This window comes from Kitasatospora cineracea (assembly GCF_003751605.1).
GTDB classification, from domain to species: Bacteria; Actinomycetota; Actinomycetes; order Streptomycetales; family Streptomycetaceae; genus Kitasatospora; species Kitasatospora cineracea.
Genome location: NZ_RJVJ01000001.1, coordinates 3,509,875 through 3,530,199, shown reverse-complemented (window position 1 = coordinate 3,530,199; position 20,325 = coordinate 3,509,875). Strand labels below are relative to the sequence as shown.

Here is a 20,325-nt window from a genome sequence, read left to right as displayed (position 1 = left end):
CCGCATCGGCAGCGGCGTCCTCGGCAGCGGCCAGGGCGGCCTGACGCGATGTGGGGGCGGACAGGGGCGCTGAGCCCCTGTCACCGGGCCCGCACGCCGCCGTTCCTCCCCACAGCAGGCACGGCGGAGGCGGCCCGGCCCCGGTCAGGCACGACCATTCCTCCCCCATCGAACGGGACACCTCTCATGGCACCGAGCTCTCAGCCCCCCCATACCTCCGCACGCCCCCGCGCGGGCCGGATCAGACGCGCCGCCGTGGCGGCCGTCGCCGTGCTGACCGCCGCCGGCCTGCTCTCGGCCTGCGGCTACGGCTCCAAGAGCGAGGACGACTCCTCCGCCAAGCCGTCCGCGAGCGGCGCGAAGCTCTCCGTGGACACCGTGAAGATCGGCTACTTCGCCAACCTCACCCACGGCACCGCGCTGGTCGGCCTCAAGCAGGGCATCATCCAGCAGGAGCTGGGCGGCACCCGGATCAAGACCCAGGTCTTCAACGCCGGCCCGGCCGAGATCGAGGCGCTGAACGCCGGCTCGATCGACATCGGCTGGATCGGCCCCTCCCCGTCGATCAACGGCTACACCCAGTCCGGCGGCAAGTCCCTGAAGATCATCAGCGGTTCGGCCTCCGGCGGCGTCAAGCTGGTCGTCAACCCGGACAGGATCAAGACCCTGGACGACCTCAAGGGCAAGAGGATCGCCACCCCGCAGCTCGGCAACACCCAGGACGTCGCCCTGCTCAACTACCTGGCCGAGAAGGGCTACAAGGTCGACGCCCAGACCGGCGACGGCGACGTGAAGGTGCTGCGCACCGACAACAAGGTCACCCCCGACGCGTACAAGTCCGGCTCCGTCGACGGCGCGTGGGTGCCCGAGCCGACCGCCTCCAAGCTGGTCACCCTCGGCGCGAAGGTCCTGCTCAACGAGAAGGACGTCTGGCCGGACAAGAAGTTCGTCATCACCAACCTCGTCGTCTCGCAGAAGTTCCTCAAGGAGCACCCGGACGTGGTGGAGGCCGTGCTGCGCGGCTCGGTGAAGACCAACGCCTGGATCAAGGCCAACCCCGCCCAGGCCAAGGACGTCGCCAACGCCCAGATCAAGGCCGACGCGGGCAACGCGCTGGACGCCTCGATCCTCGACCCGGCCTGGCAGGACATCGACTTCATCGACGACCCGCTGGCGAACACCCTGCAGGCCGAGGCCGACCACGCCGTCACCGCCGGCCTGCTCAAGCTGCCCCGTTCCAGTTCCGCTGGCGCGGGGGCCAACCTGGCCGGGATCTACGACCTGACCCTGCTCAACAAGGTGCTGAAGGAGAACAACCAGCCCGCCGTCGCCGACGCCGGTCTGGGCACCGAGTAAGTCCTCCCAGGCCCCGAGGTCCGCGCCCCGCGCCCGCCCACCCGATGCCCACTCACCGGGCGGGCGCGGGGCCGGACCCCGGACACCGATCCCGTCCCTGCCCGGAACCACACCCGCAGGAGGTGCCCGTGACCACGGCACTGACCACCTCGCCCGACGCCCCCGGCACGGGCCGCCCGGACGCCGGCACCGCCGTCCGGATCTCGCACGTGCACAAGACCTTCGGCCGCCCCGGCACCGCCGCGCCGGTGCTGGAGGACATCAACCTCACCGTCGCACCCGGCGAGTTCGTCACCCTGCTCGGTGCCTCCGGCTGCGGCAAGTCCACCCTGCTCAACCTGGTGGCCGGCCTGGACCGGCCGACCTCCGGCACCATCGAGGTGCCCGGCGGCCGACCCGCCCTGATGTTCCAGGACCACGCCCTGTTCCCCTGGCTCACCGCGGGCCGCAACATCGAACTCGCGCTGCGCCTGGCCGGCGTCCCCAAGGAGGAGCGCCGCCCCGAGGCCGAGCGGCTGCTCGAACTGGTCCGCCTCAAGGGCTCCTACAAGAAGCGCGTCCACGAGCTGTCCGGCGGCATGCGCCAGCGCGTCGCCCTGGCCCGCTCGCTCGCCCAGGGCTCCCAGGTGCTCCTGATGGACGAGCCGTTCGCCGCGCTCGACGCCATCACCCGCGACGTCCTGCACGACGAGATCACCCGGATCTGGGCGGAGAAGCAGCTCGCCGTCCTGTTCGTCACCCACAACGTCCGCGAGGCCGTCCGCCTCGCCCAGCGCGTCGTGCTGCTCTCCTCCCGCCCCGGCCGGGTCGCCAAGGAGTGGCGCATCGACCTGCCGCAGCCGCGCCGCATCGAGTCCGCCGGGGTCGCGGATCTGTCCATCGAGATCACCGAAGAACTGCGTGGGGAGATCCGCCGCCATGTCCAGCACTGACACCGCCGCCGCTCCCCCCGCCAAGGACGAGTCCGCCGACAGCGCGAGCGTCGAGGCCGGCCTCGACGCCCTGGAGACCGTCCAGGCGCAGCGCACCCCGCTCTCCGTGGTGCTGCGCCAGAAGGTCCTGCCGCCCGTCCTCGGCGCGGTGCTGGTCCTGGCCGTCTGGCAGCTCGCCTACAGCCTCGAACTCACCACCCCCGACAAGCTCCCCAGCCCCTCCGACGTCTGGCACTCGCTCACCGAACTCTGGTACGCCGGAACGCTGTTCTCGATCATCTGGACCAGCGTCTGGCGCGGCCTGTCCGGCTTCGTGCTGTCCGTCGTCATCGGCACCCCGATCGGCCTGGTCGTCGCCCGGATCAAGCCGGTGCGGGCCGCGCTCGGCCCGGTCCTCTCCGGCCTGCAGTCGCTGCCCTCGGTGGCCTGGGTGCCCGCCGCGATCATCTGGCTCGGCATCACCAACTCCGCGATGTACGCGGTCATCCTGCTCGGCGCCGTCCCGTCCATCGCCAACGGCCTGATCAGCGGCATCGACCAGGTCCCGCCGATCTACCTGCGGGCCGGCCAGACCCTCGGCGCGACCGGCCTGCGCGGCGCCCGCCACGTCCTGCTGCCCGCCGCGCTGCCCGGCTACCTGGCCGGACTCAAGCAGGGCTGGGCCTTCTCCTGGCGCTCCCTGATGGCCGCCGAACTCATCGCCGCCTCCCCCGACCTGGGCCTCGGCCTCGGCCGCTACCTGGAGAACCAGCGCGAGTTCTCCAACATGTCCGGCGTCCTGCTCGGCATCCTGCTGATCCTGTTCGTCGGCGTCGCCATCGACCTGCTCTTCTTCTCCCCGCTGGAGCGCCGCGTCCTGCGCAGCCGCGGCCTCCTCGTCAACTCCCGCTGACCCCATGTCCCCCAGCCCGGAACGCAGCACCCCCGCGCCCCACCAGGGGCGCGGGGCCCGGCCGCATCCCCTCTCCCCGCCCCGCCAGGAGCGCAGCGACCTGGCCCTGCCCGGCGCCCCTGCTCTTCGTCAGCAGCCCAGCAGCAACCCCCCGCCCCGCCAGGGGCGCGGGGAACTGCGCGCAGCGGAAGACCACCACCCGCAGCCGGGCGCCGTGCCCGCCCCCGCGCGCCGCACGCCCGTCCCGCCGCTGCTCCTCCTCGCGCACGGCTCCCGCGACCCCCGCCACGCCGCCACCGTCGAGGCCCTCGCCGACGCCGTCCGCGCCCTGGCCCCGCGCCTGCCCGTCACCACCGCCTACCTGGACCACTGCGCCCCGCGGATCGCCCAGGTCGCCCCGCGCCTGACCGGCGCGATCGCCGTCCCGCTGCTGCTGAACCGCGCGTTCCACGCCAAGCACGACATCCCGGCCGCCCTGCGCGCCGCCGGCTCGTCGATCCCCGTCGCGGACGTCCTCGGGCCCTCCCCGCTGCTGCTGGCCGCCCTGGACCGCCGGCTCGCCGAGACCGGCCTGGACGTCGCCGACCCAGCCGTCCGGGCCCGCACCGGCGTGGTGCTGGCCGCCGCCGGCTCCTCCGACCCGGCCGCCAACGCCACCACCCGCGCGGTGGCCGCCGAGTGGCGCCGCACCCGGGGCTGGGCCGCCGTCACCACCGCCTACGCCTCCGCGACCACCCCGACCGTCCCGGACGCCCTGGCCGAACTCCGCACCGTCCCGGCCGTCCGCACCACCGCCGTCGCCCCCTACCTGCTGGCCCCCGGCCTCCTCCCCGACCGGATCGCCACCGCCGCGACGACCGCCGCCGCCGACCACCTCGCCCCGGTCCTCGGCGCCGCCCCCGAACTGGCCCGCCTCCTCCTCACCCGCCACACCGAAGCCGCGGCAGCCACCGACACGACTGCCGCCCGCACCGCCTGACGGCGTGCCACCGCTTCGTCCGTCTTCTCGCATCAGCTGGACAGCGAACGGGCCGGAGGCCGTGTCTGCGGGCCTACCGGTGCGGGTCCACCGTCTCGGGATCCTTGAGTCCCCTTTGCACGGAGAGCAGCCAGTCCTCCCACCTGGCTGGGTCGGAGTCCAGATAGTGAAGAAGGAGGATCAGCCCTTCGTCGGGGTTCTTCTCGAGCGAGATGTACTGCTCGACCATGTAGAACGCCGCTCGGTAAGCCTCCTGCAGCGTCACCGCCGCCGGCAGGTCACGTTCCAGCTCCTCGAAGTCCATTCCGCACGTCGCTCTCTCTTGTCCGCCGGGTTCCTACCGCCACCGCGGGGAAGCCGGTCCCCGATGCTACGCCTGCGGTGATCTGCGAACCGGGCCCTGTTGTGGTCGGCGCGGATCACGGTGGCAGGTAGTAGCGGGTGGCCGCCGCGGCAGCCACCGACACGACTGCCGCCCGCACCGCCTGACGGCGCGGCGGTTCAGGCCGCCAGCCCGTGGCGGTAGGCGTAGACGACGGCCTGGACGCGGTCGCGGAGCTGGAGTTTGGTGAGGATGCGGGAGACGAAGGTCTTGACGGTCTCCTGGCTGATGACGAGGGCCGCGGCGATCTCGCTGTTGGAGAGGCCGTCCGCGAGCAGCCGGAGGACCTCGAGTTCGCGGGGGGTGAGCGGGATGTCCCGGGAGGGGTCGCCGACGGGGCGGATCCGGGCGGCGTAGTGCCCGACGAGCCGGCGGGTCACGTCGGGGTCGAGGAGGGCCGCTCCGCCGGCCACGGTGCGGATGCCGTGCAGCAGCCGGTCCGGGGGCGCGTCCTTGAGGAGGAAGCCGCTGGCGCCGACGCGCAGGGCCTCGTACACGTACTCGTCGAGGTTGAACGTGGTCGCCACGAGGACCTTGACCGGGTCGGGCACGGCGATGCCGGCCAGCAGGCGGGTGGCTTCGAGTCCGTCGAGGACCGGCATCCGGATGTCCATCACGACGACGTCGGGCCGTAGCGCGCGGGCGAGTTCGACGCCGGTGCGCCCGTCCCCGCACTCGCCCGCGACCTCCATGTCGGGCTGGGCGCCGATGATGGTGACCAGGCCGGTGCGGACCAGCAGTTGGTCGTCGCAGACCAGGACCCGGATCGGCGCGCTCACGCGGCGGCCCCGGCGGGGAGGTGCGCCCGGACGGTGAAGCCGCCGTCGGGTTCCGGCCCGGCGCTGAACTCGCCGCCCAGGACGTCGACGCGCTCGCGCAGGCCCGCCAGGCCCCGTCCGCCGCCGGTGGCGACGGCGGCCCGGGTGCCGGTGCCGTCCGTGCTGACCTCCACGGTGATCCCCTCTCCGCCGTACCGTATCCGTACCGAAGTCCGGCTGCCGTGAGCGTACTTGAGGGCGTTGGTGAGCGATTCCTGCACCACCCGGTGGACGACCAGGTCGGCGCTGCCGGCCGGGGCCGACGGGGTGCCCTGTTCGGTGAACTCGACGGGCTGTCCGGCCCGGCGGGTCTGCTCGACCAGGGTGCGGACCCGGCCGACGACCGGTGTCCTGGGCTCCGCGCCCGCCGCCGGGCCGGTGCCGTGGCCGGGGTGGAGCAGGTCCAGCAGGTGGCGCAGGTCGGCGATGGCGAGCCGGCCGGTGTCGCTGACGGCGGTCAGCGACTGCTCGAGCCGCCCGGGGTCGGCGGTCAGGTAGCGGGCGGCCTCGGCCTGGATCACCATCGCGGTCACGTGGTGGGTCACCACGTCGTGCAACTCCCGGGCGATGCGGGCGCGTTCGGCGGCCCGGACCTCGGCGGCGACGGCCTCGCGGCGCCCGTCCTCCGCGGCCCGGGTGGAGCGCAGCCACGCCCCGGCTCCCCAGGCCGCCGCGAGCACCAGGTAGAAGGTGGCGAACCCGGTCGGCGTCTCGGTGCCGGAGCCGAGCCGGGTGAGCGCCACCGCCAGCGGCGGGTACGCCGCGGAGAGCAGGACCACGGCGGTGCGCCGGTGCCGTTCCAGGTGGGAGCCCGCGCTGATCAGCGCGAGCGGCAGGGCGGTGCCGGCCAGTGAGTGGTAGCCGCGCAGCTGGTCGAGGGCGAAGCCGGCCGCCACCAGGGCCAGGCTGACGGCCGGCCGGTGCCGGCGCAGCACGAGGGAGAGGCCCTCGGTCCCGACGGCCAGGACGGCGAGCGCGTCGAAGGCGCGGGTCGGCAGGTCGCCGAGCTCCGTTCCGTTGCCGCGCAGCGCCGGGACGAACGAGGCGGCGACCAGCAGGGCCCCGAACGGGAGGTCGCGCAGGGTGACGTGGAGTCCGAGCCACGTCCGGCCGACCCGCTGAAGGCTCATCACCGGGCGAGTGTAGCCAGCGCGTTGACGCGCCCGGCCTGCCGCCGGGGGACGATGCGGCCGCGCCGGTGGGCCAGTCGCAGGAAGACGGCCATCATCACCGCGCCGAACAGCACCGCGTACCCGCTGGCCTCCGGGCCGAACTCGCCGCCGGTGACCAGTGCGGAGCCCGAGGTCGCGGCGTCCAGCAGCCCGTGCGTGCTGCCGTTGCCGGAGACCTCGGTGCCGAAGATGCCGGACTCCGCGAAGTTCCAGCCGAAGTGCAGGCCGATCGGCAGCCACAGCGAGCGGGTGGCGGCGTACCCGGCGGCGAGCATGCCGCCGGCCTCGACCGCGATGGCGGCGGCGCCCACCAGGGTGGCGTCCTTGTTGAACAGGTGGGCCGCGCCGAACAGCACGCCGGACAGCGCCAGCGCGGCGTACGTCCCGAGGCCGCGCTCCACCAGCCGGAAGAGCAGGCCGCGGAACATCAGTTCCTCCGTGACGGCGGCGCCCGCCATGAAGCCGACCAGCCCGATCGGCCCGCTCAGCGAACCGAAGCCGTGGACCCGGTAGTCGCCGAGGAGGTAGATGTTCGCCATCACGCACCCGAACATCACCGTCCCGATCACCAGGCCCCGCAGCAGGGCCCGGGACGCTCCCCGGGGGGCCAGTTCGGTGACCGGGCGCTGCTCGGTGCGCCCCACGACCCACCGGTAGACGGCCACCGCGAGCACCGCCGCCAGGCCGCCCACCAGGAGCGAGAGCCACGGGTTGTCCTGGACCGCGGTGGCGCTCTGCCCGCCGATCGCGCAGGCCAGCACCACGGCCAGGATCTGCCACACCAGTTTCATGACGACTTCCCTCTTCGGTTGCGGTCCGCGGCCCGGGCGCCGCGGCTGCATCGAACGTTAGGCAACCGGCGAACGGAAATCGTCACCTCCCGGGGGACACCTGCGGGTAGCTCGCACGGGGGACAGGACCGGCCCGTCGACCCGTCAACTGCCCGCCGCCGCCCCGGAGTCGGGGTCGAGCCGTCCGTACTCCCACGGGTCGGCGGCGGCCCGGGCCGCCGCCCGGCGGGCGGTCTCGAAGCGCCGCGCCAGGTCCGGGTGCGGGGCGTCCGCCCAGCGCCAGGCGCCGACCGCGCAGACCCGGCGCAGCGGGTCGCCGCCCTCCAGGGCAGCGACCAGTTCCTGCTGGAGCCGCCGACTGCCGCCCCCGACGGCCAGCACCTGGGCCAGCCAGCGCGGCGAGGAGGGGTCGTCGTCGGCCAGCAGCGCGTCCAGCACCGCCCCGTAGTGGGCCCGGACCGCGGCCCGGTCCCCGGCCAGCCTCCGGTACGCGGCCTGCCGCTTGTGCCCGATCCGGTGGTACTGCGCGTAGCCGGGGGCGCGGGCGGCCAGCGCGTCGACGCGCGGGTCCGGCTCGGTCCGGACCTCGGTGCCGAGCGCCGCCAGCAGCGCGTCCAGCGCGGCCTCCTGCGCGTCCAGCCGTGCTCCCTGTTCCACTGCGGCCGCCCTCCTTCCGGCTCCCCCGCCCCGCCACATACTTGCAGGCGCGGGAATTTGCGTACCTCGACTAAGCTTGTCCCCGACAGGACCACGACGAAGGGAGCACGGGCCATGACCCGACCGGACCCCGGACTGGCGCACGGCTGGTGCGCCCTCACCGCCCTGCACGGCCGGATCGAGGCCCACGTCGAGCGCGCCCTCCAGGCCGAACACGAGCTCAGCGTCCGCGAGTTCTCCGTCCTGGACGTGCTCTCCGCGCAGCACGACGGCGACGGCGGCCACTTCCGGATGAACCAGCTCGCCGACGCGGTCGTGCTCAGCCAGAGCGCCACCACCCGCCTGGTCACCAGGCTGGAGGACCGCGGCCTGCTGGCCCGCTACCTCTGCCCCACCGACCGCCGCGGCATCTACACCAACGTCACGCCGGCCGGCCTCGCCCTCCTCGAACAAGCCCGCCCGACCAACGACCTGGCCCTCACCGAGGCCCTCGACAGCGCCGGGCAGCGCCCCGAACTGGCCCCGCTGGTCACCGCCGTCCGCCACCTCGCCGCCTCCGGCTCCTGACCCCGGCGGGGCCCCGCCCCCCCCCCGACAGCCGCCGGACCGGCGCCGCGCACCGTCGCCGCAACCCCGAAAAAACCGCCGGCGCAGGCCCGCCGGGCCCCCGGAGCCCCGAAGGACCCGGGCACCCGGCCGCCCCGCGCCGGCGGTGCAGCAGCCCAGCGGCAGCCCTAGTCGGCCTTGCGCCGCTGGCGCCCCGTCCCGTAGTTGGCACCGCTCTTCGAGCCGGAGCCCGGCTTCGCCCGCCCGGAGGACTTGCCGATGAAGCCGGCCGCCATCTGCGGGCTCCCGGCGCCGGGGCGCTGCTTGGGGCGGGGGCGGCGCGGGTTGCCGCTCATGTCGAGGTCCTTGGGCAGGCCGGCGTCGGCCCGCTTCGCCGGGCGACGGCGGCCCTCGCCGTCCACCGGCTTCGCGCCGCCGCGCCCGCGGCCCCGCCCGCGTCCGCCGCCGGCGTTCTCGGTGCCGCCGGTCGCGGCCGCGACCGGCTGCTGGGCGGGGACGGCCGAGGCCGGGACCGGCAGGACCACGGCCACGCCGGACGGGGTGCGGGCGCCGGTGATGCGCCCCAGCTCGCCGTCCCCGGGGCGGACCTTGGTGACGGTCGGGCGGATCCCGGCGATGCTCATCAGCCGGTTGACCTCGCGACGCTGCTCGGGCAGCACCAGGGTGACGACGGTGCCGGACTCGCCGGCCCGGGCGGTGCGGCCGCCGCGGTGCAGGTAGTCCTTGTGGTCGATCGGCGGGTCGACGTTGACGACCAGGTCGAGGCCGTCGATGTGGATGCCGCGGGCGGCCACGTTGGTGGCGATCAGCGCGGTGACCTCGCCCTCGCGGAACTGGTCGAGGACCCGGTTGCGCTGCGGCTGCGACTTGCCGCCGTGCAGCGCGGCGGCGACCACGCCGTTGGCGCGCAGCTGCTTGGCGAGGCGGTCCGCGCCGTGCTTGGTGTGCACGAACATGATCACCCGGCCGTCGCGGGCGGCGATCCGGGCGGTGGTCTCGGCCTTGTCGGCGGGCTCCAGCTGGAGCAGGTGGTGGTCCATGGTGGTGACCGCCCCGGCCGACGGGTCGACGGAGTGGGTGACCGGGTCGGTGAGGAAACGGTTGACCAGCCGGTCCACGTTGCGGTCGAGGGTGGCGGAGAACAGCATCCGCTGCCCGCCCTCGGCGACCTGCTCCAGCAGCTTGACGACCTGCGGCAGGAAGCCCATGTCGGCCATCTGGTCGGCCTCGTCGAGGACGGTGATCGCCACGTCGTCGAGGAACACGTCGCCGCGCTGGATCAGGTCGTCCAGCCGGCCGGGGGTGGCGACCAGCACCTCGCTGCCGCGCCGGACCTGGTTGGACTGCCGGGTGATCGACATGCCGCCGACCACGGTGGTGATCCGCAGGTTCAGCACCCCGGCGTACGGGGCGAGCGCCTCGGTGACCTGCTGGGCCAGCTCGCGGGTGGGCACCAGCACCAGGGCCAGCGGGCGGCGGGCCGAGGCCCGCTTGCCCGCGGTGCGGACCAGCAGCGGCAGGCCGAAGGCCAGCGTCTTGCCGGAGCCGGTGCGGCCGCGGCCGAGCACGTCGCGTCCGGCCAGCGCGTCCGGCAGGGTGGCGGCCTGGATCGGGAACGGCTCGGTGACGCCCTGCGCGCCGAGTTCCTTCAACAGCCCGGCGGACAGCTCCAGTTCGGCGAAGCTCGCGGCCGGCGGGCGGGACGGGGTGCCCTGCACGGGCGTGAAGTCCGCGGCGGGCGCGGCCGCGGGGGCGGCGCCGCGGCCGCGGGGGCGGCGCGGCTGCTCGGTGCGCGGCGCACCGCTGCGGGGCTGGCCGCCACCGGTGCGCGGCTGTCCGCTGCGGGTGCGCGGCCGCTCGGTGCGCGCGGACTGCCCGCTGCGGGGGCGGTCGGCGCGGGGCTGGTCGCCGCGGGGCTGGTCGGTGCGCGGACGGGACTGCTCGGGCATGCGTGTTCCCACTTCCTGGGGGCCGCCGGCCGGCGCGCCGAGAGAAGGGGCGCGGGAGCCGGGAGATCGGATCGGCCGTCGGAAAGGGGGAGGAGGGGCCGCCCCGGCCGTCGGGCGGCATGGACGAGGGCCCGTACCTGGTGGAGGTACGGGCCCTCGCCTATGACATCTGTGCGTCGGCGTGAGCCGGGACTCAGATGGCGCGGATGTTCTCCGCCTGCGGGCCCTTCTGGCCCTGGGTGACGTCGAACTCGACCTTCTGGCCCTCGACGAGCTCACGGAAGCCGGTGGACTGGATGTTCGAGTAGTGGGCGAAGACGTCGGCGCCGCCGCCGTCCTGCTCGATGAAGCCGTAGCCCTTTTCGCTGTTGAACCACTTCACGGTGCCGGTAGCCATAACCGTCTCCACTTTCACTGGGGCATTGGGACACACACCTCGTGCGCCCCACGTAGCCGCGATCCCCATCCGGAGACTAAACACCGGACAAAACAAATGCGCCTGTGGTTGGAACCAGCAGGCGCACACACACGTTCATGGGAACCAATACTGCAACTGCTTCGACAATAGCACGTCGCCCCCCGTCAATGGCGGCAATGGTTGCGCTGGTCACACCGTGTTTCGCCGCCACGCGGAGGGGGCATGCGGTCCTCTCGGACCGCATGCCCCCGCGCACCGGGCCGTCGGGCTCCCGGCGGCCGCCGGATCAGGCCCGGCCGGCCGGCTCCGGCTCGCGCTCGCCGCCGCCGATCGACTCGGGGCCGTGGTCGGGCATCGCGCCGTGACCGGGCCACCACGCCTTCTTGCCGAGCAGCGCGGTGATGGACGGGGTGAAGAACATCGCCATCACGAAGGCCGCCAGCGCGATGCCGACGGACAGGGCGAAGCCCAGCTCCGCGAAGAGCACGTTGCCCGCCAGCATGAAGGTCGCGAAGGACGCCGCCAGGATGAAGCCCGCCGCCGCGACGGTCGGACCGGCGTGCCGCAGCGCCTCCTCGGCCGCCTTGCGCGGGCTGCGGCCCTCGCGGGCCTCCTCCCGCAGGCGGGCGATGATCAGGATGTTGTAGTCGGTGCCGATCGCCACCACGAACAGGTAGATGAAGATCGGCAGCATGAACATCAGGCCGGGCTCGGAGCCGATCTTGAGGAAGGCCAGCGTGGTGGCGCCCAGGGTGGCCGCGAAGCCGAGGCCGACCGAGGCCATCAGGTACCAGGGGGCGACCACGCTGCGCAGCTGCAGGCCCAGGATCAGCAGGATCAGCACGCCCGCGACCGGGAAGACCAGCTTGTAGTCGTGGGTCATCGCCAGGTTGATGTCCTTGTAGATCGACGAGGTGCCGCCGACCAGGGCCTCGCTGCCGCTGGGGGCGGCGGCGTGCGCGGTGGAGCGCAGGTCGGTGACGGTGTCGATCGCCGCGTTGCTGGCCGCGGAGTCCTTCAGGGACACCTTGAAGTCGGCGGTGCTGCCGTCCTTGCTGAGCTTCGGTTCGGCGTCGACGCTGGACACGCCGGGGACCTGACCCAGCTTGGCGCCGAAGCCGTCCAGTGCGGCCGTGTCGAGCTTGCCGCCGTCGGCGGTCAGGAAGACGTGCGTCGGGTCGGCGCCGCCCAGCATGCCGCCCTTGCCCAGGTCGTCCAGGACGACCATGGACTCGACGTCCTTCGGCATCATGCTCTTCGCCATGTCGAAGGTGCCCTGGTAGCCGAGACCGGCCAGCGAGAGGACCGCCAGCAGGCCGCCGGAGACCAGCGCGACCACTCCGGGGCGGCGGCCGACGAACTTGCCGATCTGGTGGAAGCGGGCGCCCTTGGGCTCCTCCATCCACTTCTTGCCGGGCCAGAAGGTGGCCTTGGCGGGGATCACGGCGAGCACGGCCGGGAACAGAGTCAGCGAGGCGAGCGCGGTGACGACCACCGAGATGGCCAGCGCCGGGCCGAGCGAGGTGAACATGCCCAGCTCGGAGAGGAGCAGCACGGCGAAGGCGACGGTGACCGCACCGGCCGCCGAGGCGATCGCCTCGCCGACCCGGCCGATGCCGTTGGCCACGGCCGACTTGCGGTCGTCGCCGGCCCGCAGCCGCTCGCGGTAGCGGAACATCAGGAACAGGAAGTAGTCGGTGCCGACGCCGAGGATGACCACGATCTGGATCGCCGAGGCGATCGTCGAGCCCTTGAGGTCGAACAGCTTGGTGACGGTGCTGATCAGGCCGCTGGCGGCGAGCATCGGGACGATCGCGAGCAGCACCGGCAGGAACCCGACCAGCAGGCCGCGGAAGATCACGCCGACGATGCCCACGACCAGGACCACGGTGGCGACGAAGGTGATCGCGTCGGTGGCGCTGGAGGCTTCCTTCTGGTCCAGCGACATCGCGGCCTGGCCGCCGACCTGGTACTTGAGCGCGGTGCCCTCGGTGAGCTTCTTGCCCTCGGTCCGCAGGTCCTTGGCGGCGTCGGTGTACTCGTCGGTCTGCATCTTGGTCTTGTCGATGGCGACCGCGCCCATCGCGTAGCGACCGTCCTGCGAGATGGTGTGCGTCTCGGCGGAGGGCGCGACGACCTGCTGGACCAGCGGGATCTGCTTGTCGCCCAGACCCTTGGTGATCTTGGCTATGTCGGCCTGGTCGGCGTCGGTCAGCGCGCCGCCGTCGGTGCGCTCGAAGAGCAGCAGGGCGCCCGGCGAGAACTCGGCGGGGAACTTGTCCTCCTGGACCGCCGAGGCCCGGATCGCCTCGTAGTGCTTCGGCAGGAAGTCGGCCTCGTCGGTGGTGGCGCTCATCTTCGGGGCGAAGGCGACCAGGGCGACGGTGGCGACCAGCCAGGCCGCTATCACCCACCAGGCCCGCTTGACGACGAAGTGTCCAAGTCGGTGGAACATGCTCGAAATGCCTCCTGGGCATGGTTCACCGCCGCCGGGGGACGGGGACCGGGCAACGGCTCTGACCGGCGCACGGACCCCAGCGGGGCGTCTAGCCGGTCGGCAGGTAAGGACTAGTGGGCATCCTACGGGACCTTACTTGCCGCCCGGCAAGTGGGTTTGCGGATGCCCTCCGGGGGACGGCGGTGAAACCGGCCCCGCACCATGGTCACCCGGCGCGGGGTCCCCCACCTCGTGCTCCGGGTGGAGATCGCTCCCCCTCAGGGTGGACGTCCGACCGCCCCCAAGGAGGAGATCCCGACCCCGGGGGTGGGGTTAACCCCCATCCCGGCCCTGGGGACAGGTTCAGGGGAAAGACGGTGACTGCCCGGATGGTCCGTCAGCGCGCCGGTTCCTAGCGTGGGTTGTGCCGCGCGGCAGTGCCCGCGGCGCACTGGCCGGGGCGGTCCACGACCGCCCGAGACCCTGGGGGAACCCGCAGTGAAGCAAGGAATCGCCGCCACGATGGGCGCCTGGAGCGCCCGCCACCGGAAGACCGCGGTCTTCGGCTGGCTGCTGTTCGTCGTCCTGGCCTCCTACCTGGGCGGGATGCACGGCGCCCACAAGGTCACCGACGCCGAGTCGATGCCCGGCCAGGTCGCCCGGGCCGCGAAGATCCTCGACGACGCGGGCGTCAAGTCCCCGGCCGGCGAAACGGTGCTGGTCCAGCACCCCTCGCTGACCGTCGACGACCCGGCCTTCCACGCCGCCGTCGACCAGGTCGCCGCCGCCGTCCGGGCCACCGGCCGCACCGCCGGGGAGCTCGGCCCCTACGAGACCGGGGCGGTCTCCGCCGACCGGCACTCCGCGCTGCTCCGGTTCACCGTCGACGGGGCGGACCGCGAGGCCGCGGTGGCCAACGTCCCCGCGGTGATGGACGCGGTGGCCCGGGCCCAGCGGCAGCACCCCGGCTTCGTGGTCGAGGAGTACGGCGAGGCCAGCTCCGGCAAGTGGTTCGGCGACCAGTTCAAGAACGACTTCGCCCGCGCCGAGTGGACGGCCGTGCCGCTCGCCCTGGGCATCCTGCTGATCGCCTTCGGGGCCGTGGTCGCCGCCGTCCTGCCGGTGGTGCTGGCGATCACCGCGTTCGTCGCCGCCGGCGGCCTGGTCGCCCTCTGCTCCGGGCTGTTGCACACCAGCGACGACGCCAGCTCGGTGATGCTGCTGGTCGGCCTCGCCGTCGGCGTCGACTACTGCCTGTTCTACCTGCGCCGCGAGCGCGAGGAGCGCGCCGCCGGCCACGACCCGGCCACCGCGCTGCGGATCGCCGCCGCCACCAGCGGCCGGGCCGTCCTGGTCTCCGGCGTCACCGTGGTGGTCGCCATGGCCGGCATGTTCCTCACCGGCATCGCCGACTTCCGGGCGATGTCCTTCGCCACCATCGTGGTCGTGGTCACCGCCGTGCTCGGCTCGCTGACGGTGCTGCCCGCCCTGCTCTCGATGCTCGGCGACCGGGTGGCGAAGGGCCGCGTCCCGTTCCTGCACCGCCTGCGGCCCGGGGCCGGCGACGGCAGCCGGTTCTGGAACGCGGTGCTCACCCCCGTGCTGCGCCGCCCGCTGGCCGCCGCCGTCCTCGCCACCGGCCTGCTGCTCGCCGTCGCCGCCCCGCTGCTGACCATGCACACCGCGAACCTCACCTTCCAGCAGCAGCTGCCCAGGGGCAACGCGCTGGTCGCCACCGCGCAGCGGGTCGAGGCCGCCTTCCCCGGCACCCCCGCCCCCGCCACCGTGGTGGTCAAGGCCAGGGACATCACCTCCCCCGAGATGACCCGGGCGCTGGCCGACCTGCAGTCCCGCGCCCTGGCCACCGGGCGGATGCACGGCCCCACCGAGGTCACCGTGCACGCCGAACAGAACGTCGCCACGGTCGACATCCCGCTCTACGGCAGCGGCAACGACGCCGTCTCGGCCGCCGCCCTGGAGGCGCTGCGCGAGGAGGTCGTCCCCGCCACCGTCGGCGCGGTGCCCGGCACCGAGGCCCCGGTCACCGGCAGCACCGCCGGCTCGGTCGACTTCAACCGGCAGATGTCCGACGCGATGCTCCCGGTGTTCGGCTTCGTGGTCGCCTTCGCCTTCCTGCTGATGCTGCTCTCCTTCCGCTCGCTGTCCGTGGCCGTCACCGCCGTCGTGCTCAACCTGCTCTCCGTCGGCGCGGCCTACGGCGTGCTCGCGCTGGTCTTCCAGCACGGCGTCGGCGCCGCCCTGATCGGCACCGCGGGCGTCGGCGCGGTCGAGAGCTGGGTCCCGCTGTTCCTGTTCGTGATCCTCTTCGGCCTCTCGATGGACTACCACGTCTTCGTGGTCTCCCGGATCAAGGAGGCCCGGGACGCCGGCCTGCCCACCCGGGCCGCCGTCGCCCACGGCATCCGCAGCACCGCCGGCGTGGTCACCAGCGCCGCCGTGATCATGGTCGGGGTGTTCGCCGTCTTCGGGACGCTCTCCATGCAGTCCATGAAGCAGATGGGCGTCGGCCTCGCCGTCGCCGTCCTGATCGACGCCACGGTCATCCGGGCCGTGCTGCTCCCCGCCGTGATGACGCTGCTCGACGAGAAGAACTGGTACCTGCCGCGCTGGCTGCACCGGCTCCCCCGGGCCGGCGCCGAGCCCGCCCCGGCCGGCCTCCCGGCCGCCCCCCGCCCCGAACCGGCCCCGGCCGGCGCCCACCGCTGAGTCCCGGGGAGGTTCCCCGACAATGGACGGGTGATCTTCGACGAACCGAGGGCGCTGGCCCTCCTGCAGGAAGCAGCCGCCCCGGCCGGGATCGACCCGGCCGGGGCGGCGCTGCTCGCGCTCGGGCAGAACGCCGTCTTCGAGCTGCCCGCCGAGGGCCTGGTGGCCAAGGTCGGCCGCACGCCCGGGGAGGCGGCCCGGGCCGAGCGCGAGCTGGCGCTGGCCTCGTGGCTGGACGGCGCCGGGGTGCCGGTGGTGCGCCCGGCCGCGGCGGCCGTCGCGGTGGCGCAGGGGCACCCGGTGACGTGGTGGCACCGGCTGCCCGCGGCCGTCCGCCCGGCCCGGCCGGTCGACCTGGCACCGCTGCTGACGGCGCTGCACGCGCTGCCCGCGGCCCCCGTCCCGCTGGGCCGGCGCGACCTGCTGGCGCCGGTGGACAGCTGGCTGGCCGCCGCGGCGGGCCACGTCGACCCGGCCGACGCGGACTTCCTCCGTGTCCGGAAAGAGAGCTTTGTCACCGCGATCGCCGGACTGGACCCCGTCCTGCCCCCCGGCCCGATCCACGGCGACGCGCTGCCGCGCAACGTGCACGTCACCGCGGACGGCCCGGTGCTGCTCGACCTGGAGTACACGGCCGCGGACCTGCGCGAGCACGACCTGGTGGTGCTGGCGCTCAGTCAGGACCGCTACGGCGTACCGGCCGAGGAGGTCGACGCGTTCCACGCCGCCTACGGCTGGGACGTGCGCGGGTGGCCCGGCTTCGCGGTGCTGCGCGGCGCCCGGGAGACCGCGAGCGCCGCGTGGGTGGCCCAGCAGGCGGCCGGGAACCCGGCCGCGGGCGCCGAGTTCCGCCGCCGGGTGGACTCCCTGCGCGACGGGGCGACGGCAGTACGCTGGTTCGCGTTCTGACCGCTTCCGTCCGTGCCCGCCGTGTGGCGCAGCGCACATCCGGACGGAACCACCCCGCTCGTGCCTGGCGTCGTACCGGACGCCCCGCCCCCGAGGCGGCCGGTACGACGTCAGGAGTCGCCCCATGGTGAAGTCCCGCATACCCGCCCCCCGTCGTTCTCTCCTGCTGGGTGCCTCGGCGCTGCTCGGCACGTCCGCCCTGCTGGTGGCGTGCGGCGCGCAGGGCTCCCCCTCCGCGGCGGGGGACGCCGCGCACCGCCCGGCCGTGCCGAGCGCGAGCACGGGCACGACCGGCGCGGCGGGCGGGACTCCCTCGGTCGCGGCCCGACCCACCCCGGGCGAGGGCACGGAGACCCCGACCGCGCCCGACCGCACCCCCGAGCCGTCCGCGAGCAGCACCGCGCCGGCCTCCCCGTACGCCTCCCCCACCCCGTCCGCGCCGCGGACCACCGCGGTCCCCTCGCAGCCCTCCGGCAGCACCGCCGCCGCCACCCCCTCGCAGCCCTCCTCGCACGCCCCGGCCACCGGGGTGCTGCGGCACACCGCCTCGGGCGGCAGGACGGTCGCGCTGACCTTCGACGACGGCCCGGGCCCGGCCACCGGGCAGGTGCTGGACCTGCTGGCGCAGTACGGCGCGAAGGCCACCTTCTGCGAGATCGGCGACAACGCGAAGACCCGCCCGGCGGCCGTGCAGCGGATCCTCGCCGAGGGCCACCGGCTGTGCGACCACACCGTGGACCACCCGCAGCCGATGCACACCCGCCCGCACGAGCAGCAGGTCGCGGAGATCGCCGACGCCAAGTCGATGATCGAGAACGCGGCGGGCAACAGCCCGACGATCACCTGGTGGCGCGCCCCGGGCGGTGACTTCACCGCCGAGAACGAGCGGATCGGCGCCGACCTGGGCATGAAGTCGCTGGGCTGGACGGTCGACCCGCGCGACTGGTCGCGCCCGGGCGTGCAGGCGATCGTCTCCAACGTGCAGCAGAACCTGCGCCCGGGCGGGGTGGTGCTGATGCACGACGGCGGCGGCGACCGCAGCCAGACCGTGGCCGCGCTCAAGCAGCTGCTGCCGTGGATGGTCGCGCAGGGCTACGCCTTCGACTTCCCGCAGTCCTGACGGCAGGTCACCGCGGCGGTCAGGACGCCTCCTTGAGCGGCCAGCGCGGGTCGACCACGGCCGCCGGGTCCTTGCGGCGCAGCCAGCTCTGCAGGTCGACCGCCCAGTCCCGGTACCAGCCGACCTGGCGCCGGTGCAGTTCGTCCAGCGGCAGGTCGCCGGCCTGCGGGTACCGGCGGCCGAGCGCGACGGCGACCCGGACGGCGGCCAGTGCGTCGCTGCCGGCCTCGTGCGCGTCGCGCAGTTCGACGCCGTAGACCTCGCAGACCCGCTGCAGGGTGCGCGAGCCCTTGCGGTACTTGTCCAGGGCGCGGTCGACGACCATCGCGTCGACCACCGGGGTGACCGGGCCACCGAGGCGGTCGGCCAGCGTGGGCAGGGCGTGGCGGCGCAGTTCGGCCTCCAGCAGCGAGAGGTCGAACGGGGCGTTGAAGGCGACCACGGGCCGCCCGGCGGCCAGCCGTTCGGCCAGGGCGCGGGCGATCTCCTCGACCGCCTCGGCGGCGGGACGGCCGTGCGCGCGGGCCTCGGCGTCGGTGATGCCGTGGATCGCGGCGGCCTCGGCGGGTATCGGGACGCCCGGGTCGACCAGCCAGGTGGTGGCGCGCTCGACGCCGGCTCCGCGGGTGTCGACCACGGCGGCGGTGACGATCCGGGCCTCCTCCGGGTCGGTGCCGGTGGTCTCCAGGTCGAAACCGGTGAGCGGCCCCTTCCACCAGGTCATGGGGGTGTGTCCTTCCGTCAGCACTGCCAAGGTGGGTCCATCATCGCGCGGCGCAGTGACAGCGCCCGCGGCACTCCTGCCCGGCGGCGGGGCGGCCAACCGCCGGGGCCCGGCCCCGGACGCGCCCTAGGACACCGGCCGGGAGTCCGCCCACAGGTCCTCGAACTCCTCGCGGTAGACCTCCAGCAGCCCGGGTTCGGTGCCGCCGGACTCCTGTCCGGCGCCGCCGCGCAGCACCAGTGCGGGCGACTCGATGCCGCGGGCCCGGCGCAGGTAGGGCTGGACGACGCCGAGGTCGGTGGAGCGGCGGCGGCCGCCGGCGCCGGTGGTGCGCGGCCCCTCGACCAGGTACGCGGTGAACCGGGGCAGTTCGTCGAAGACCCGGATCTCGAAGCCGCCCTGGTCCCGCAGCCGGGCCCGGACCCGTCGCACGTGCATGATGTTCATCTCCACCGCGCGCCCCAACTCGCCGCGTCCGATGCCCAGTTCGCGTTCGCGGCGGCGCACCGCGCTGCTCGCCGGGTTGAGGAACAGCAGCCGCACCCGGCAGCCCTCGGAGGCGAGGCGGACCAGCCGCTTGCCGGTGTAGTTCTGGCAGAGCATGCCCAGGCCGATGCCGACCGCGTCGAGCCGCCGGGCCCCGTCGAGCAGGTCCTCGACCGGCAGGTCGCGCTGGAGGCGGACCCGGTCGGCGTGCACCGCGACCACGTCGGCGTAGCGGCCGGCCACGAGCTCCTCGACCACGTCGGCGGGGACGCCGCCGTGCGCGCCGTCGAGCAGGGCGAGCAGCCGGGCGGCGGCCCGCTCGGTCTGGTCGAGGACGGTCTGCGACAGGGCCCGGTTGCGGGAGACCACGTGCCGGGCGACCTCCAGCTCGTCGAGGGCCAGTTCGATCTCCCGGCGGTCCACCAGGTGCGGTTCGAAGCACGGCCAGTGCTGCACCATCAGTTCGCGCAGCTGCGGCAGGGTGAGGAAGACCAGCGGGTCGTCGTCCGCCGGGTCGAGCAGGTAGCCCTTGCGGCGGGAGACCTCGCGGACGGCCGCGGCCCGGTGCACCCACTCCTCGCCGGCCGGGCCGGCGGCGGCGGTGACCCACTCCTCGCCGTGCGCGGGCGCGTAGACCGGGCGCAGCACCTCGTCGACCAGGGCGCGCAGCCGCTGCTCGACCAGGTTGAGCCAGACGTAGGCGCGGCCGGCCAGCCGGACCCGGCGGTAGGCGTCGTCCCACTGGTCGGCGGCCCAGGCGGGCGGGATCCCCTCGGCGGAGCCGGGCTGCGGGGGCAGCGGGCCGCGGCCGCCGCGGACGACCAGCGTCGGGGCCTCGCTGCTGCCGGCCCGCGGGTCCGTGCCGTCGCCGCCGGCGGGGAACCCCATCCGCTACCTCACCTCTCGTCCGCCGCCCTCCGGGTGACGGTGCGTCCGCTGAATCCCTCCAGCACGGCCCTGGTCGCACGCCGCGCGGGCCGGGGCCCAGGGCCTGTCGATCAAGGGTATC

The 20,325-nt window shown here is 74.2% G+C and carries 18 protein-coding genes; 8 read left to right on the top strand and 10 right to left on the bottom strand.

Annotated elements, in window-relative coordinates:
- Positions 1-186 precede the first annotated feature (186 nt).
- The 4 genes from EDD39_RS16045 (at position 187) to EDD39_RS16025 (ending at position 4,159) form a co-directional block, all read left to right on the top strand.
- Entirely contained in the window at positions 187-1,356 is a 1,170-nt protein-coding gene (locus EDD39_RS16045) for an aliphatic sulfonate ABC transporter substrate-binding protein (protein WP_123556691.1), read from the top strand.
- A gap of 128 nt (positions 1,357-1,484) precedes the next feature.
- Entirely contained in the window at positions 1,485-2,288 is an 804-nt protein-coding gene (locus tag EDD39_RS16040) for an ABC transporter ATP-binding protein (protein WP_425269689.1), read from the top strand.
- Positions 2,275-3,180: an ABC transporter permease gene (locus EDD39_RS16035; RefSeq protein ID WP_123556689.1), complete on the top strand. Its 906-nt coding sequence runs from the start codon at positions 2,275-2,277 to the stop codon at positions 3,178-3,180. Before EDD39_RS16040 ends, EDD39_RS16035 begins: the two co-directional genes overlap by 14 nt.
- Positions 3,181-3,394: 214 nt before the next feature.
- On the top strand, positions 3,395-4,159 hold the full coding sequence (locus EDD39_RS16025; RefSeq protein ID WP_123556685.1) for a sirohydrochlorin chelatase: 765 nt from the start codon (positions 3,395-3,397) through the stop codon (positions 4,157-4,159).
- 73 nt (positions 4,160-4,232) lie between these two features.
- Here the strand turns inward: EDD39_RS16025 and EDD39_RS16020 are convergent, their stop codons facing one another.
- The 5 genes from EDD39_RS16020 to EDD39_RS16000 all read right to left on the bottom strand — a co-directional run bounded on the left by EDD39_RS16020 (position 4,233) and on the right by EDD39_RS16000 (position 7,979).
- On the bottom strand, positions 4,233-4,463 hold the full coding sequence (locus EDD39_RS16020; RefSeq protein ID WP_123556684.1) for a hypothetical protein: 231 nt from the start codon (positions 4,461-4,463) through the stop codon (positions 4,233-4,235).
- A gap of 197 nt (positions 4,464-4,660) precedes the next feature.
- Positions 4,661-5,320: a response regulator gene (locus EDD39_RS16015; protein ID WP_123556682.1), complete on the bottom strand. Its 660-nt coding sequence runs from the start codon at positions 5,318-5,320 to the stop codon at positions 4,661-4,663.
- On the bottom strand, positions 5,317-6,489 hold the full coding sequence (locus tag EDD39_RS16010; protein ID WP_162870187.1) for a sensor histidine kinase: 1,173 nt from the start codon (positions 6,487-6,489) through the stop codon (positions 5,317-5,319). The genes EDD39_RS16015 and EDD39_RS16010 overlap by 4 nt, the downstream gene beginning before the upstream one ends.
- Entirely contained in the window at positions 6,489-7,322 is an 834-nt protein-coding gene (locus EDD39_RS16005) for a CPBP family intramembrane glutamic endopeptidase (RefSeq protein WP_123556678.1), read from the bottom strand. The genes EDD39_RS16010 and EDD39_RS16005 overlap by 1 nt, the downstream gene beginning before the upstream one ends.
- Before the next feature lie 144 nt (positions 7,323-7,466).
- Positions 7,467-7,979 (bottom strand): hypothetical protein, encoded by a 513-nt coding sequence (locus EDD39_RS16000; RefSeq protein WP_123556676.1) that lies wholly within the window; start codon positions 7,977-7,979, stop codon positions 7,467-7,469.
- A 114-nt stretch (positions 7,980-8,093) separates the two neighbouring features.
- On the opposite strand from EDD39_RS16000, the gene EDD39_RS15995 reads away from it, so the two are divergent.
- Positions 8,094-8,546 (top strand): MarR family winged helix-turn-helix transcriptional regulator, encoded by a 453-nt coding sequence (locus EDD39_RS15995; RefSeq protein ID WP_123556674.1) that lies wholly within the window; start codon positions 8,094-8,096, stop codon positions 8,544-8,546.
- A gap of 167 nt (positions 8,547-8,713) precedes the next feature.
- Here the strand turns inward: EDD39_RS15995 and EDD39_RS15990 are convergent, their stop codons facing one another.
- From EDD39_RS15990 to EDD39_RS15980, 3 genes are all read right to left on the bottom strand, one after another.
- Positions 8,714-10,495, bottom strand: coding sequence for a DEAD/DEAH box helicase (locus tag EDD39_RS15990; protein ID WP_123556672.1), 1,782 nt, complete (start codon positions 10,493-10,495; stop codon positions 8,714-8,716).
- Positions 10,496-10,688: 193 nt separating this feature from the next.
- Positions 10,689-10,892, bottom strand: a complete 204-nt coding sequence (locus EDD39_RS15985) for a cold-shock protein (RefSeq protein WP_030460121.1) — start codon at positions 10,890-10,892, stop codon at positions 10,689-10,691.
- A 307-nt stretch (positions 10,893-11,199) separates the two neighbouring features.
- Positions 11,200-13,368 (bottom strand): MMPL family transporter, encoded by a 2,169-nt coding sequence (locus tag EDD39_RS15980; protein WP_123556670.1) that lies wholly within the window; start codon positions 13,366-13,368, stop codon positions 11,200-11,202.
- 504 nt (positions 13,369-13,872) lie between these two features.
- Here EDD39_RS15980 and EDD39_RS15975 point away from each other — a divergent pair.
- From EDD39_RS15975 to EDD39_RS15965, 3 genes are all read left to right on the top strand, one after another.
- The gene (locus tag EDD39_RS15975; RefSeq protein ID WP_162870186.1) at positions 13,873-16,077 is read left to right on the top strand and encodes an MMPL family transporter; all 2,205 of its coding nucleotides are present in this window, start codon (positions 13,873-13,875) and stop codon (positions 16,075-16,077) included.
- A 30-nt stretch (positions 16,078-16,107) separates the two neighbouring features.
- On the top strand, positions 16,108-16,986 hold the full coding sequence (locus tag EDD39_RS15970) for an aminoglycoside phosphotransferase family protein (RefSeq protein ID WP_425269688.1): 879 nt from the start codon (positions 16,108-16,110) through the stop codon (positions 16,984-16,986).
- 124 nt (positions 16,987-17,110) lie between these two features.
- A complete protein-coding gene (locus EDD39_RS15965; protein WP_123556665.1) occupies positions 17,111-18,106 on the top strand; it encodes a polysaccharide deacetylase family protein in 996 nt (331 codons plus the stop codon).
- Between the two features lie 19 nt (positions 18,107-18,125).
- Here EDD39_RS15965 and EDD39_RS15960 read toward each other — a convergent pair whose 3' ends face one another.
- Together EDD39_RS15960 and EDD39_RS15955 are read right to left on the bottom strand one after the other, a co-directional pair.
- Positions 18,126-18,830 (bottom strand): exonuclease domain-containing protein, encoded by a 705-nt coding sequence (locus EDD39_RS15960; RefSeq protein WP_030460116.1) that lies wholly within the window; start codon positions 18,828-18,830, stop codon positions 18,126-18,128.
- Positions 18,831-18,956: 126 nt separating this feature from the next.
- Entirely contained in the window at positions 18,957-20,204 is a 1,248-nt protein-coding gene (locus EDD39_RS15955) for an SAV2148 family HEPN domain-containing protein (protein ID WP_208765511.1), read from the bottom strand.
- Positions 20,205-20,325: the final 121 nt, after the last annotated feature.